Source organism: Paenibacillus rhizolycopersici (assembly GCF_014947195.2).
In the GTDB taxonomy this organism is placed as follows: domain Bacteria; phylum Bacillota; class Bacilli; order Paenibacillales; family Paenibacillaceae; genus Fontibacillus; species Fontibacillus rhizolycopersici.
Genome location: NZ_JADCNN020000010.1, coordinates 127,136 through 141,766, shown reverse-complemented (window position 1 = coordinate 141,766; position 14,631 = coordinate 127,136). Strand labels below are relative to the sequence as shown.

Below are 14,631 nucleotides of genomic sequence, written 5' to 3'. Positions count from 1 at the left end.
TCCTATCTGATCAGATGATGTTCATTCTAACCACAAGATCCTAATAGAAGATTAACCGAAACCTTAAGAAACTATTAATTCACCCTTTCAATCGATACCCCATCCCCCAGATGGTTTCAATATATTCGGCCTCTGGGTTAGCCTGGGCCAATTTTTTTCTTAAATTACTCATATGTACGGTTAGGGTATTGTCATCGCCCAAGTAAGCCTCTCCCCATACCGCTTCAAACAGATTCGGTTTCGTATATATTTTCTTCGGATGGGTCATCAAGAGTTCCAGCATGGCAAATTCCCTCGCGGTTAAAATAACATCGGTACCGTTCACTGTCACCTTCTTCGCATCTACGTCCAGACGGATGTCTTTAAACGTCAATTGACGGATCGGATCGGGTGCCGCGACTCGTCTATATCTGCCAAGATGAATGTCGATCCTTGCAGCTACTTCTTCAACGTCAAACGGTTTCGTGATGTAGTCATCCGCTCCCATGCGTAAGGCAGAAACCTTCGTTTGCTGCTCCCCCTTGGCAGAGATGATAATCACAGGAAGCCGTCGTTCCGGTCCTAATTGCTGAAGAAGCTCTTCGCCACTCAGGCCCGGAATCATCAAATCGAGCAAAATCATGCTCCATTCCTGCTCCTTCTCCAAATACAACAGGGCTTCCGTGCCAGAGTACACCGGTTGCGGAACATAGCCGCTACCCGCAATCACTTCGCACAATAATTGATTAATTTCATTATCATCCTCAACAACCAATATCTTTACGTTCTTGTTCATTGCATTCACCCCCTTCACCTTATATTCTTTTGGGGGGTTAAGCAAGTAGGGTGCAACCAATCTTATAGTTAAGCCCATCCTACGTGTGTTATACTGTTTTTTCGTATCCAGTTGAAAACGGCCATTACTGGGTATTCTGATTCTTAGTACCGTGCATTTGCATTTCAAGCACACCATTGATTGCCGCCTAGGGAGGAAATAACAGCATGACGGACTTAAACAAGCAAAAGATTGTGGAGAGCGTTCCGCAACGAGGATTTTTTGGGCATCCCAAGGGATTGTTTACCCTGTTCTTCACGGAGTTTTGGGAGCGTTTCTCCTACTATGGAATGAAAGCGATTCTGGTTTATTATATGTACTACGAATTGAGTCAAGGCGGACTCGGCATGGAGGAGAGCATGGCTCTCGCCATTATGTCCATTTACGGCTCGCTTGTGTATATGTCCGGAATTATTGGCGGTTGGTTGGCGGACCGGGTATTCGGGGCATCTAAAGCGGTATTTTACGGCGGCATATTCATCATGCTGGGGCATATTGCCCTGGCTATTCCAGGAAGTGTCTCCTTGTTTTTTGTTTCCATGGTTCTGATCGTATTGGGTACGGGCTTGTTGAAGCCCAACGTCTCCAGCATTGTCGGAGAACTTTATAGTGAACAAGACTCGCGCCGGGATGCAGGCTTCAGCATCTTCTATATGGGGATCAATTTGGGCGCCTTCCTCTCCCCGCTCATTGTAGGCACCGTCGGCATGGATTACAATTTCCACTTGGGCTTCGGCATTGCTGCCGTCGGCATGTTCCTTGGATTAGCTATCTTTATCTATACGAGAAAAAGAAACCTCGGCCTTGCAGGCACATTCGTACCTAGTCCGTTATCACCGGATGAACGAAAAAAGGTGTTTCGCCGAATCGGGATCAGCGTATTGCTTCTTGCTGCGATCGTCGCCATCGCCATCCCATTAGGTTGGCTGACCTTTGAATCGTTTATCGTAATCGTAGGCATTCTGGGGATTGTGATTCCTACATCCTATTTTATTGTGATGTACCGCAGCCCACGCACGACAAGCGTTGAACGTTCCAGACTCATTGCTTATATTCCGCTGTTTATTGCGGCGATCATGTTCTGGGCGATTCAAGAACAAGGGTCGACCATTCTGGCCAATTACGCAGATAAGCGGACGCAGTTGGATTTTGCCGGAATTCATATTTCACCCGCTTGGTTTCAATCTTTAAATCCATTATTCATTATCACGCTAGCTCCCGTATTTGCCTGGTTCTGGCTGAAGCTCGGCAAACGGCAGCCATCGATCCCGAAGAAATTCGCCTTTGGCTTGTTATTCGCCGGATTATCCTTCCTGGTCATCCTCTTACCGGCTTACTTTGGCGGCGAGGATGCCTTGGTTAATCCGTTATGGCTCGTGCTGAGTTATTTCATCGTGGTGCTAGGAGAATTGTGCTTGTCTCCTGTCGGACTGTCGGCAACGACCAAGTTGGCGCCCTCCGCTTTCTCCGCCCAGACCATGAGCTTATGGTTCTTGTCCAGCGCGGCGGCCCAAGCGATGAATGCGCAAGTGGTTAAATTTTATTCGCCCGACACCGAAATGGCGTACTTTGGCGTCATTGGAGGAGCGGCCATCCTCCTCAGCGTTCTACTCTTCTCCTTCTCCTCCAAAATCCAGGGGTTTATGAAGGGAATACGATAACCCGCAGTGCAATAGATCAGCAAGACGAGCGGCGATTCTCCGAGAGCGGAGGATCGCCGTTTTCGATCTGAGAACGAGTACGTGATTCATATCACAAGCTCGCCGACCTAGAGGTGTATACTTTTTAACGAGTAGAAATATCCTAGGAGGATCTAGCATGGGACGATATGAACAGCAACGAAATTTCTTAAAGTCCAACTTTCTTGAATTTAAACATGTGAAAACGGATAAGATAAAGGGTTTACCCCAACCTGCGATCGTGAAGCCTTACTCCTCTTCCACCGAAATGATTAACCTTCCGGAGCCAAGCGAGGAGGTTGTCAGTAGATCAAATATTTATGATTGCATCAAGGACCGAAGAAGTACCCGGTTTTATTCGGCGGAAAGTTTACAGCTTGAGGAGTTATCCTATCTCTTATGGGCGACTCAAGGCATTACGAGTACCACGAAGACCGGACTTACCCTTCGTACGGTACCGTGCAGCGGCGCAACCCATACTTTTGAAACTTATCTTTTCATTATGCGGGTAGAGGGCATCCGCCAAGGAATTTACCGATACCTACCGGTCGAGCACAAGCTCTTGTTTGTGTCTGAGCTGGACGAAATGGATCGAAAAATTGATGCGATTACCTTAGAGCAGCCCTTTGTCCCCCATTTTACGAAAAAAGCGGCTGTCCTGTTCGCATGGAGTACGATTCCCTACCGTTCGGAATGGAAATATGATATCTCCGCGCACAAAAAAATCCTCATCGATATTGGTCATGTCTCCCAGAACCTTTACCTGGCAAGCGAATCGATTGATGCCGGGGCTTGCGCGATCGGGATCTATGACCAAAACCTCATCGATGAGGTGTTAGGGTTAGACGGAGAGGATGAATTCGTTCTTTTCCTCGGGGCTGTAGGGAAGAAGCGAATTTCGACCCAAGAATGACTATTCTGTAGATTTGAAGTAGTGGACTGGATGGATCTCGATCCTCCATCCAAAAAGCTCACCTGCGTCAACCTGTACTGCCGGATGTAAAGAGGCTATTCGGGCTGCTTCCTCCATGTCCCGAGCTTCGATCAGAAAGGCGCTGCCTATCGTCTCTCCCGCTTCGGCAAAAGGACCTTCCGTCTCCTGTATCGCACCGTTTGCCCGGCGCAAGCGCCTCGTTTTGGGGGAGAGACCCGCATCTAGTATCACTTGACCGCTGTTATAGAGTTGCTCGAGGTGAGGCGGACACTTCTGCATGACCGCCTCGATTTCTTCCTTGGGGCGACCATCCATATGGGTTGAATCCAAGTAACCCAAACACAGAAATTTCATTCTTCCTTCCTCCTTCATTTATAATCTGGATCTCTCCAACCGCTCTTAGGATAAGAGATCCTAAAGCACACCCGACCATCATGGTTCTCCACAGTAATGCTTCCTCCGTAGTAGTTAATGATCTTACTGGAGATGCTTAAACCGAGACCGAAGTTTCCGTTAGACCCTTTATAGAGGGATTTAAAGATATGATGGATATCTTGTTCCGAAATGGAGGGGCCGTCATTCTTGATTTCAATGACCCAAAACCGCTCCGAATCCATGAGCGTCACTTCGACGGTCTTCTTAGCGAATCGAAGCTGATTTTCCAACACATTCTCTAGAGACACACGTATCCGATCCTGGCTGCCAAAGATGGCGGCCTGCTTGATACTCAACGCTAAGCTCCAGTTTAATTCCGGGTTTACCGCTTGAAAATTTGTGACGAGGTAAGTTAGCAGCTTATCGAGATAAAATTCTTCATATTCCTTTTCATTATCTAGGACGTAGTCAAGCGTATTGAAGTATAGAATTTGTTTGATCTTCTTCTCCAAAACGAGTCGCTTCATTCTTGATAATGGTCGCCGACTCCTCTGGAGAATCCTCGTACATCCCATCGATGATTTCTTGAGCATAACCCATTATGACCATGACCGGCGTCTTTAAATCATGCGAAACACTTTGCAGGAATTTCCGTTCTTCCTCATCCGCTATTCTTAAGGCGTCCTTCATTTCTTTCATAGCCATAGCCAATCTCCCGATCTCATCTTTGCTTCTGATTTCAAGTTCACTATTCCACTCTTTATTCGCAACCCGTTTCGTGTATGCCTCTAGCTTCTTTAACGGCTTGGCTATATTGTTAGCAATCAACTTCGAAATGGGCAAACTCAACAGGGTGACCAGTAAGGCCATGAAGATGATCTTGAGTATGTCTTCGCGCTCATCGGTGTTCGTATAGGAAATGAGGTAGGACGACTCCCCAATCGGACTCATTCGAAGGAGATAGTGAGTCCGACCGATCGTCTCGTCTGTTACCCGCCCTTTATCCTGGTTAACTAGGCTCTCCAATTGGTTCACTAAAGGATCCGGGATCTGCGCCTCTCCTAAAATAGGCGTAAGTTGCCCATCCGTCAGATTAAATACAAAATGTCGGTAGTGGTGACCCGCAGCTTCGACCGTACTTTCATTCCCAGGATTGTCCTTTAATGAATCCAGTACGATCTGATGCGTAAGCTCCAGTAGATGCTTGGCATCGTCATCTTCGAAACCATTCGTAACAAACATAAAAGCCAGTGAAGTCACCAACGCGATGATCAAAATGACGATCGACAGAATGACCCATATTCGCAGGGTAAGGGATTTCATTCTCATCCTTTCATTTCCAAGTTGTAGCCAAATCCATAGATGGTCTCTAGATTCATTCTAGGCAACTTCTTTCTCAATCGTCGGATCGTGTCGTCAACCACTCGGTCAGAGCCAAAGTAGGGATCGCCCCAGACCTTTTCAAGAATCTGCTCTCTGGTGACAACGGTATTGTGATTCTGAATAAAAAACAGCAGCAGATTGAATTCTCTATTGGTCAGACTGATTTTTTCGTCATCATGATCGTAGACGGTTCTTTGCCTCTGGTCAACCCGATAATCCTCCAACCGTAATTCCGGCGAATTTTCTGCTTTATTGACGTCTAGGCGCTGCAGCAATTTGTTGGTTCGAATGACCAGCTCTCTAGGCAAAAATGGCTTGGATAAGTAATCGTCACTCCCCAACTCTAAGCCGACTACGCGATCGAGCTCCTGGTTTCTTGCCGACATGAATATAACGGGGGTTTGACGCTTAAATTCTTTAATCGCCTTGATGAGCTGATACCCGTCCATATCCGGAAGCATAATGTCCAATATCCACAAATCGGGCAAGTCGGCAATTCGTTGCCGTGCCGATTCGCCTTCGAAGAACGTGACGACCTTGTACCCTTCTTTCTCCAAATATTTCTTCAGGAGTTGATTAAGATGCTCTTCATCCTCAACCAGATAAATCGTGCGCATGATTTCCGCCACCTCGAACGCGTAATTAACCCGCCTGCTTTGCCTTTATTTTACCAAAAAACCACATCAATACGCCTACCATAATTGTTAGGAATGTGGCCATAACAGCAGAGCCTCCCGCATGAATAAACAGTGCAGGTACCCATGCGATCCCTAGCGAGCGGTGAACGAGGCGCATCCACTTATTGCGAATTCTTTTGATGAAGAAGCCGTATCCTGCAATTGCTAGCAAAATGAGGAACGCGGCGATACCCGAATAGATATCGCGGTTTTGAATGTCCGTAATCAGGAAGTAGCCCCCGTGAAAAGCAACCAGTCCCAAGGCCAGCCATCCAAGAGGCTGATGCACTCGGTGCAGCAGGGCTCCGACTCTCCGGATGATCCATTGAGGAGCTTTGCGTTGTTTCTTGAACCATAGCCAACTGAAGCCTCCTGCTCCAACAAAAACCGTAACCGTACCTAACGATTTGAATATCTCTTCCGCCGGACCCGGTCTGTGGCGATATCCCGGTATCTCCTTCACCACTAACATCTGATAAACGATGAGAAACAAGGCTGCTGCCATCGCGGCGAGGGCGAGAATCCACACCTTTTTACTTTTGCTCATAACCAGGAATCCTCCTCATACCCATTGATTGTCCCTGCTAATCTCTACTTTGAATATAGACCCCAATTTTCTTTCAATTTTCATGAGAATATGTGAAGATGATGTGTTCTGCGGGGGAGCGACAAAGGGCAAATTGAAAAGGACCCCCTAAGGAGTCCCTTCCTGGCGTTCATGCTGATAAGCGTCCCGAAAAACCGATAAGATCAAGGGCTACACGCTAGGATATGATATTGGCTATGAAAAAGGCAATCCCCGCCGCTACTCCTCCTACAAGAGTGGTTTGCCATGCACTTTTAAATGGCTTGGATCCAGTAAACCGCCCCTTAACATAGCCGAATACATATAATGCGATTAAGGTTGCAATCACTGAAGTCATTAGCGCCGTATTGGCTTGATGGATGAACATGTAGGGAGATAGCGGGATCAATCCGCCAATGATGTAGGATAAGCCGATGGTTATGGAACTATTTCTGGCCCTTTTCGGTTCCGGCTCTTCCAGTCCGAGTTCGTGCTTCATCATAAAGTCAACCCATTTGTCCGGGTCCCGGCTAATGGAATCCGTGGCCGATTGGACGTTTGATTCTGGGATCCCCCATCTTCTGAGCACATCTGCGACCTCTTCCTTTTCCCGCTCCGGGACCTCCTGGATCTCTCGGCGTTCCCTTTCTAATTCAGTCGCGTAATGTTCACGATCCGTTCGCGCAGCCAAATAGCCGCCTAATCCCATCGCAATCGACCCCGCCGCGATTTCTGCGATTCCGGCTACTACAACAATATCCGTACCGGAAACGGACCCCGACAATCCGGCAGCTAGCGCAAAGGGAACGGTTAGTCCGTCCGCCATGCCAATGACAATATCCCGAATCAGATCGGATGATGCAAAATGTTTTTCAATGTGTTGATTGTCTACCGAATCGCCCATATTTTACCGCCCTTTCCATGCATCAGTTTGCATTCTTCCTATTTATCTCCACCGTGTGAACCCTTTATGAATGTAACTGTCAGGACCCATGAGAGGAAGCGGCACACCCGAACCGATGTTTCCGTCAAGGATATGATTCCTGGCGCTATCAACGAAGACAAAGAACCTGCCAAGGGCAGGTTCGTCGATAATCACTTCTTCATGCGACATGAACTTCGTTCGGTTCCGTCCGCTTACGCCGAAAGAACGGCTTGCCTTTCGACCAATTGATAAACGGTTGCTCGATGAGATAATAAGAAATCGTTGCAGCAACAAACGAGATGAGGACAACGAAACCACTGATCGCGAGCCATCGCCCCACGTCTTCGATGCCGAAATAGTGATAGTCCGGAATGCCGTATTTTTCGATCAAAATAATAAATAAGTAGTGCCATATGTACAGGCCAAATGAGATCTTGGCGATGAATCGGAACAACCGATTATCCAGCCAACGCCCTAAGCCCAAGCTGAACGGTGCGGACAACAGCACAATACCGAACAAAATGGCATACGTCGGGAAATAGTACGGCTGCTGCTGGAGGCTGAAGTCAAATTCGCCGAGATGACGCATGCGCCAGATCAGCAAGCCCGCAAGCACCAAAGCGGCTGCCCCGACGGCGTCAAACAGCCCGCGCTTACGCAATCGTTCGATGTCGGCACCGCGCTGCATGATCGCTACCGTTACGCCTGCCGCCATTATGCCGATAGTGAAGTGGCCGAAGAATCCGATTGGATTGTAATTCGGCATCCAGAATTTTGCCCCGCCAATCTGACCAAAGTCCCAACCCCGACCGTTCTCGCTTGGCGTAAACCACTGATGAACGAGCGAGTTGGCAACAAGCACCAATCCGAACGCGATGAACCAGAATAACATGGCCTTTCCAAACGAACGTCGCTTGCCGAGCAGGAACAAGATAGCCATAAACAAAGGCATCAGCACGTAGCTAAAAACCTCGAAGCTAATCGACCAGAACGGACCGTTCAAGTCGGACGGAAAGAACGTGGTATAGTGAAAGCCCGCCGTAAACGTGAAACCCGTGAGGATTCGCCGCCACATGAACTCCGTAGGAATGCTCAGGCTCCAGGTGAGGAGCAGACAAACCAGGAACGAAACATAGTAGCCGGGCATAATACGCGCAGCGCGGCGCTTCGTGTACGTTCGGATGCTCGGAAATGACTCCTTCTCCAAGTAAGCACTCCAAAAAGGGAATGACAACAAAAATCCGCTTAACACAAAAAACAAGCTGACCCCGCTATTCCCAAGCAGGGCAACCGACTGCACTTCTTGAAGCCATTTCTCTTGCGCGGGCATCGCTAGACGTTGTGACAAATGATGTAGGATGACAGACAAGCAAGCGATCGCGCGAACGCCATCCGCCCCTGTTAATCGGGTATTGCCTAACCGAATCTGTGACATCAGTTCAATTTCCTCATTTCCATCATTGACTCCCCGAACGGATCACCCACGCGGGTACTTCATATCTTTCCATACGTCAAGGAAAAATCCTCCTACGGTTTGAGGGTTAGGGATGAAAAATACATAATAACAAAAAAAAGAGCCCCCCTATTACGGTAAGCCCTATCGTTTTCCTCTGTTTTATGCCCTGATTTGCCTCTTAATGATCTCCACCATGCTCTTTCCCGTTGCGATAATTGCTTTTTCCGCCGAACGTGGCGTCCATCCGAGTAACCGTTTGGCCTTTTGGTTACTCGTCGACATATCTTGACCCAAGAGTGAGGCTATCATTCTTAGTTTAGGATTGAAAACCGCCGCGACACGAACGACTAGGTTTGGAAGCTCTCCCTTCGGCACGTTCTTAGCATCTTCCCCCAGATGTTTCCTTAGAATATTTGCGACTTCTAACGTCGATAAATTCTCTGCGCTAGAAGCGATAAACCGCTCCCCATTGGCCTCAGGACGTGTCATAGCCAAGAGATGCAACTCTGCTACATCACGGACGTCTACATAATCCGAATAAATTTTAGGAACTGCTTTCAGCCTGCCTTCTAACATTTGGCGAACGATTTCATTGGAATGAGAATAATCATTACCTAGGATGGGCCCCATCACACCAACAGGATTCACGGTGGCGAGTTCCAATCCATCCCCTGCTTGTTGGATAAATTCCCAAGCCGCTTTTTCAGCAAGGGTCTTGGATTTTTGATAAGGGTGAATCTTCGCATCTACATTGGACCAGTCCTCTTCGGTATACGGTCCTGTGTGATGCCTATGCCCTACTCCAATCGCTCCGAAGGCAGAAGTTAGAACCACACGTTTGACCCCTGCATCGCGTGCTGCTCTCAATACACGCAAAACACCGTCGCGAGCCGGCACGATCATTTCATTCTCATTTTTATAAATTTTATTGGGGGTTGGAGAAGCCACATGGATGACATAATCGGCTCCTTTTACCGCATAACTCCAGTTTTTATCCGAAGTTAAATCCGCTTGAATAAATGATAAATCTTCAAAATTCGTCAGTCCGCCTGACGCTAACATCGCTTTTACTTCCTCTAGCCTGTTCATTGTACGAAGCGTCACCCTCACGCGATATTGGCTCTCCAGTAATTTCAAAATGATATGAACGGCGATAAATCCTGAACCTCCGGTTACAAGAACTAAGGGGTTTTGATTTTCTAGCATCTTGAATACTCCTTTAACAGACGTTACACTTGTAACGTTTTTACATTATAATATGATTGAACAGGATCAAAGGCAAGCAAGAAACAAGCATATGTGACAGAACGGAGGAAGTGTTATGGCAGCAACCGAACACGCGCAAACCATAAGAAAAGACACGAAAGAATGGATCACGGGTTCATTGCTTGGTCTTTTACAAAACAAACCGTTATCCAAATTAACGATTTCTGAAGTCGTCAAAAAGGCTGGCGTCAGTCGAATGGCGTTTTATCGAAACTATGAGAGTCTTGAACAAGTATTGGAGGAATACTACGAGCCTAAATTCGCGGACATTTTTCATAAAATAGCATTTCAAACAAGTCATCAACAGAAATTGACCGATTTGACGAATTTTTTCCTTGCTCTATCTGGTGATTTTCAAACTGCTATTGAAGGTGGGTACACCGAGTTGCTTTATCAAATTTTCAAACGCCATATTGCCCAATTTTATGATGAAATCATACCTTTCCCGGACTGGACAGGCGCGAAACGAGACTATTGGATTCACTTTATGAGTGCGGGTGTTTTCGAAATTTGGGTGATGTGGATCAAGAACGGCCAAAAGGAGACTTTGGAGGAGATCTCCTCCCTCATCCGCCTTTTTCACAAATAAAGCTTTCGGCAGGAAGAAGGTATTCTTACCGTAGGCGACCGACAGCCCCCACCTCGCAAGGTGGGGGCTGTCGGTTCAGGTAAATAATCCGCCTAATCTTTCATCCACAGGAGGAGGGTAACCGAGCTCCTCCAAGAAAATAAACAGGTTCTCCCTTGCGGCTTGAATCCACTCGTATTGTTGCCGTAGCGTTTCCAACAAGGTAATCACTCCTCGGATTCCGATATCTCTATCGGAATCTTATTTCTTTCGACCATCGAATTTTTCCTTATCTATTAAAGATAGGTTAGAGCAGCTGCGCAATCTCCCATACATACCCGTCCGGATCGGCGAAACAAGCGGTGCGCCGCCCCCACGGACGTGTGATCGGACCATTTAGCAAGTTCACGCCTAGCTCTTCCAGTTCGGTGCAGACCCGGTCAACGTCTGGCACTTGAATCGTGAACAGAAACCGTGTCCCCTCTCCGCTCCGACCAACCTGAGCCGGCTCAATTAATTCCGGGGCATTGTTTTGATGTAACAGATTAATGCAGGTGTTTCCAAAATCAAATACGGCGCAATCAGCATCTTCATAATGAATCGCGAGTTGAAGCGTCCCTTGATAAAACGCCTTCGACCGCTGCAGATCTTCTACAAACAAAGTGATTTCGGTAATTGGGCTCGCCCATCCCGCTTTCTTCATGTTCATCAGCTCCTACTACTTATTTTTCGAATGCTCATCTATTTAGACGATATCCATTTGCCAGATTCATCGATGAGTTCTTTCGGAAGAAACAGATGCCGAGACTGGCAGTTGCAGTTGAAATCCCTTCAGGATGAGCCATACCGGTAAAACGATTTCGAAGATCGCACCGGGGAGGTAAAGGATCCCAACCGCATCCAGGCCGCCCAGGGACAGAAAGCTGCTCGCTAACAAACTCGCATACCCGATGAAGCCGATCACAGACAACCATCGTGGAACCAGTCTTGATTGATAAAGAATTGAACAAAATAATAAGCTGCCTACACTTAGCACAAGCATGGCGATATCAAATAATAACTCATGGGTTTCCACCACTAAACTCCCTAAGGTCTGCTGGTAGGCATCACCCGTTACCCCAGCGGATACGGACTGCTGACTTAACGCGAGAAGAAGAAGCGGCCCAATTAAACTGATCATCAGTATGGCCGACTCCATGACCCGGGAAGCGAAGTAGCCGAACGCAAACGCTTCATGATATTTCTTTAACGTCGGATGCAGCAGCATAGCAATTCCCACAACCGCAATGGCATTAATGAACTCCAAGAACCCTCCTACAAACAAGCTCGTTCGATCGGAACCTACACCGACCAGTATATCTGTTCGATGTAAAATCGGATCCAGTATCCCGCTGCCCACAAGAAATGCACCTGTCGATACGAAAAATAAGACCCCCGCCACACGTTCTGCCTTCATCCTGCCTGATCCCCTCTCATTGCGATTTAAGAGCAGTATAACTTGATGAGAGGAGAGCCTGTAGACACTTTAGTGTGGTTTTGTAGGGTTGTTGATTAAATTGAGTTCGCGGGCGCGGGCGATCGCTTCCGTGCGTCGTTGTGCGTGGAGCTTCTCATAAATCCTACGGTTATGGCCTTTCACCGTATCCAGTGCCAAGTAAAGCTTCTCAGCGATTTCCCGATTCGAGAGTCCTTCGGCAATCAGCTGCAGCACCTCCATTTCGCGTTGGCTTAGCGGCTCGATCCCGTTCGCCTTACTCCCGGACTCAAGCGTACGGCGCACGCGCTCCAGGCCAAGTTCTGCTTCATTCCTAGCTGGATGCTGCAGATTACCCGATCTCCTTACAGCTTCCCGGTACTGCTCCGCCGCCAAATCAGACCGCCCTTCTGCTTCTCTAATCTGAGCGATTCCGATCATCGCCATGACTGCCATCAGTTGATGGCCCATCCTTTGGGAGTTTGCGATGACTTCGTTATAAGCTTCGCAAGCCTCTTCGTAATCCCCCCGCCGCTGACTAGCGACGCCCAGCATCCAAGCGGATGCCGTCCGAACGGGAAGATGTTCCGGTCGCAAATAAGCCAGCGCGCGGCGAGATTGGAGGATGACTTGGTCTAGTGCGTCCGGTTCACGAATCCCGGCATTCCTAACAGGCGCGATTAACCCGACCAGAGCCTCCGTCTTATCCTCGATCTCCGAGACTTGCATTGCCGCTTCGGCAGCATAGAGATTGGGTTCCGCAGCATCCTGTTGGTCTGTCAAACGTAATGAGGCTAAGGTTGCACGGGATGCCGCTATCCATCCGATCAGGTCCCTGACGCCGGCGTCCTGTTCCGCCCTCTCCAATGCGATCTCGGCCGCTCGAAGCTTGCCCTCGACCCCTGTCGGTTGACCTGCAATTAATAGAGCAGAACCATAGTACACCCATAACTCAGGCCGCGCATCCAGTTCCTTAGCAGGCAGCGAATCCAGCCAGCGGATCGTCATTCTTGCCGCCCCGCGCAGATGCAGCGGCATTCCATTGCCTGTAAGCAGACGCCAGCTTCTTTCAACATCCCGAGCCTCTATGGCATGATGAAACGCTTCGATCTCGAAACCATGTTCTTCATACCATTGGCTTGCCCGCTGGTGTAATTCAGAGAGTTCGCTCGCATGGATATGATCCAACAGCCGCCTACGAAGGATATCCGCAAACAAATGGTGATATCGATACCACCGTCGTTCTGGATCGAGGGGGATAACAAACAAATTTCTTCGATCCAGCTCAAGCAACACTTCATTCCCGGAACACTCAGGGTGAAGCATCAAGCCATCGCATAACGATCCGCACATACGGTCCAGGAGAGAGGTCCTCAGGAGAAAATGCTGTACGGCCTCAGGCTGACGCTGCAGAACCTCATCCACAAGATAATCCAGGACAAAATGATGATTACCTGAGAAGGCATTAAGAAGCCGCTCGGCATCGTGGTCCTCCTCGATAGAGAGAGCAGCCATCCGCAACCCGGTAGCCCATCCCTCGGTGCGGGATTGCAGCTCGATAATATGATCCGTGGAAAGCTGCAGATCCATCAGTTGGTTAAGGAGGTTCTCGGCTTCAGATTCTGTAAATTTCAAATCGGCAGCGCGAAGCTCCGTTAATTGATCCCGAACCCGCAACCTCGGCAATGAAAGTGAAGGATCCTCGCGGGTCGTTAAGACCAGGTGCATCTGTGTAGGAAGGTGATCGAGAAGAAACTCCACCGCCTCGTCGACCTCTCTCGAGCTCGCCGCATGGTAATCGTCAAGGACCAAGAGAAATGGAGTAGCTATGGCCGTAAGTTCATGAAGAAGAGCCGTTAGGATCGACTCCGTTGGTGTCGGCTGCGGGGAATGGAGGATGGAAAGCACACCCGCGCCTATCTCCTCCTCTATCGTCTGGAGAGCGGAAATCAAATACGTTAAGAATCGCGTGAGCTCGGTATCTCCCTGTTCAAGCGATAACCATGCCGCTGGCCGCCCGCAATCGGATAGCCATTCGCATACTAACGTCGTTTTTCCATAACCCGCCGGTGCAGAGATCAGGGTTAATTTACGGTACAAACCCTTGTTTAATTTCTCCGTTAACCTCCGGCGTATCACCGTTCTCGACCTAGGGGCAGGAATATAGAATTTGGTGGCAATTATTGGGTTTGACATGTCATTATTATAACAACACGAACAGCCCCCCATCAATGTGGGAGGCTGTTCTTCATGCCTTCATCTCATAGATTTTCTGGAGCGTTTGGACTACAGTCAGTATCCGATATTTCCGAATGAATAAATGCTGTTCATGATGTTGTCTTCCTCCTAAATGTCTTGCGGTGTTCCCATACCCCTTCCAACAGAGCAGCATCCGTCAGCGTTTCATATCGTCGGTATTGGATCGGCATGTTTAGGTCGTTCCTCTCAGTTCTCTAAGGTGTATTGAATCTATAATACTACCGTAACCTCGAATTGGGTGAAATCAAAAGGGTAC

Annotated in this window: 16 protein-coding genes; 3 read left to right on the top strand and 13 right to left on the bottom strand. The window is 48.3% G+C overall.

Annotation, left to right across the window (positions count from 1 at the left end):
- Positions 1-79 precede the first annotated feature (79 nt).
- A complete protein-coding gene (locus IM700_RS13060) occupies positions 80-775 on the bottom strand; it encodes a response regulator transcription factor (RefSeq protein WP_193417518.1) in 696 nt (231 codons plus the stop codon).
- Between the two features lie 206 nt (positions 776-981).
- Here IM700_RS13060 and IM700_RS13055 point away from each other — a divergent pair, with 206 nt between their 5' ends.
- Positions 982-2,475: a peptide MFS transporter gene (locus IM700_RS13055; protein ID WP_193417519.1), complete on the top strand. Its 1,494-nt coding sequence runs from the start codon at positions 982-984 to the stop codon at positions 2,473-2,475.
- A gap of 157 nt (positions 2,476-2,632) precedes the next feature.
- Positions 2,633-3,406, top strand: coding sequence for a SagB/ThcOx family dehydrogenase (locus IM700_RS13050; protein WP_193417520.1), 774 nt, complete (start codon positions 2,633-2,635; stop codon positions 3,404-3,406).
- On the opposite strand, the gene IM700_RS13045 is transcribed toward IM700_RS13050, so the two are convergent.
- The 8 genes from IM700_RS13045 to IM700_RS13010 form a co-directional block, all read right to left on the bottom strand.
- On the bottom strand, positions 3,407-3,781 hold the full coding sequence (locus tag IM700_RS13045; RefSeq protein ID WP_193417521.1) for a YciI family protein: 375 nt from the start codon (positions 3,779-3,781) through the stop codon (positions 3,407-3,409).
- Between the two features lie 14 nt (positions 3,782-3,795).
- On the bottom strand, positions 3,796-4,314 hold the full coding sequence (locus IM700_RS13040; RefSeq protein WP_193417522.1) for an ATP-binding protein: 519 nt from the start codon (positions 4,312-4,314) through the stop codon (positions 3,796-3,798).
- Positions 4,271-5,131, bottom strand: a complete 861-nt coding sequence (locus IM700_RS13035) for a HAMP domain-containing protein (protein WP_193417523.1) — start codon at positions 5,129-5,131, stop codon at positions 4,271-4,273. The genes IM700_RS13040 and IM700_RS13035 overlap by 44 nt, the downstream gene beginning before the upstream one ends.
- Positions 5,128-5,802 (bottom strand): response regulator transcription factor, encoded by a 675-nt coding sequence (locus tag IM700_RS13030; RefSeq protein ID WP_239483873.1) that lies wholly within the window; start codon positions 5,800-5,802, stop codon positions 5,128-5,130. The genes IM700_RS13035 and IM700_RS13030 overlap by 4 nt, the downstream gene beginning before the upstream one ends.
- A 25-nt stretch (positions 5,803-5,827) precedes the next feature.
- Positions 5,828-6,409, bottom strand: coding sequence for a hypothetical protein (locus tag IM700_RS13025; protein WP_193417524.1), 582 nt, complete (start codon positions 6,407-6,409; stop codon positions 5,828-5,830).
- A gap of 217 nt (positions 6,410-6,626) precedes the next feature.
- Positions 6,627-7,331 (bottom strand): VIT1/CCC1 transporter family protein, encoded by a 705-nt coding sequence (locus tag IM700_RS13020; RefSeq protein ID WP_193417525.1) that lies wholly within the window; start codon positions 7,329-7,331, stop codon positions 6,627-6,629.
- Between the two features lie 199 nt (positions 7,332-7,530).
- On the bottom strand, positions 7,531-8,787 hold the full coding sequence (locus tag IM700_RS13015) for an acyltransferase family protein (RefSeq protein ID WP_193417526.1): 1,257 nt from the start codon (positions 8,785-8,787) through the stop codon (positions 7,531-7,533).
- Positions 8,788-8,967: 180 nt separating this feature from the next.
- A complete protein-coding gene (locus IM700_RS13010) occupies positions 8,968-10,014 on the bottom strand; it encodes an SDR family oxidoreductase (protein WP_193417527.1) in 1,047 nt (348 codons plus the stop codon).
- A 115-nt stretch (positions 10,015-10,129) separates the two neighbouring features.
- Here IM700_RS13010 and IM700_RS13005 point away from each other — a divergent pair, with 115 nt between their 5' ends.
- Complete coding sequence (locus IM700_RS13005) at positions 10,130-10,663, top strand: TetR/AcrR family transcriptional regulator (protein WP_193417528.1); 534 nt, start codon at positions 10,130-10,132, stop codon at positions 10,661-10,663.
- A gap of 75 nt (positions 10,664-10,738) precedes the next feature.
- Here IM700_RS13005 and IM700_RS23385 read toward each other — a convergent pair whose 3' ends face one another.
- The 4 genes from IM700_RS23385 to IM700_RS12990 all read right to left on the bottom strand — a co-directional run bounded on the left by IM700_RS23385 (position 10,739) and on the right by IM700_RS12990 (position 14,216).
- Positions 10,739-10,864, bottom strand: coding sequence for a hypothetical protein (locus IM700_RS23385; protein ID WP_272491450.1), 126 nt, complete (start codon positions 10,862-10,864; stop codon positions 10,739-10,741).
- Between the two features lie 85 nt (positions 10,865-10,949).
- Entirely contained in the window at positions 10,950-11,345 is a 396-nt protein-coding gene (locus IM700_RS13000; RefSeq protein ID WP_193417529.1) for a VOC family protein, read from the bottom strand.
- Between the two features lie 66 nt (positions 11,346-11,411).
- Positions 11,412-12,098, bottom strand: a complete 687-nt coding sequence (locus tag IM700_RS12995) for a DUF4386 domain-containing protein (protein WP_193417530.1) — start codon at positions 12,096-12,098, stop codon at positions 11,412-11,414.
- Positions 12,099-12,167: 69 nt separating this feature from the next.
- Positions 12,168-14,216 carry a helix-turn-helix transcriptional regulator gene (locus tag IM700_RS12990; protein ID WP_239483871.1) on the bottom strand — a complete coding sequence of 683 codons (2,049 nt, stop codon included), beginning with the start codon at positions 14,214-14,216 and terminating at the stop codon, positions 12,168-12,170.
- Positions 14,217-14,631 lie beyond the last annotated feature (415 nt).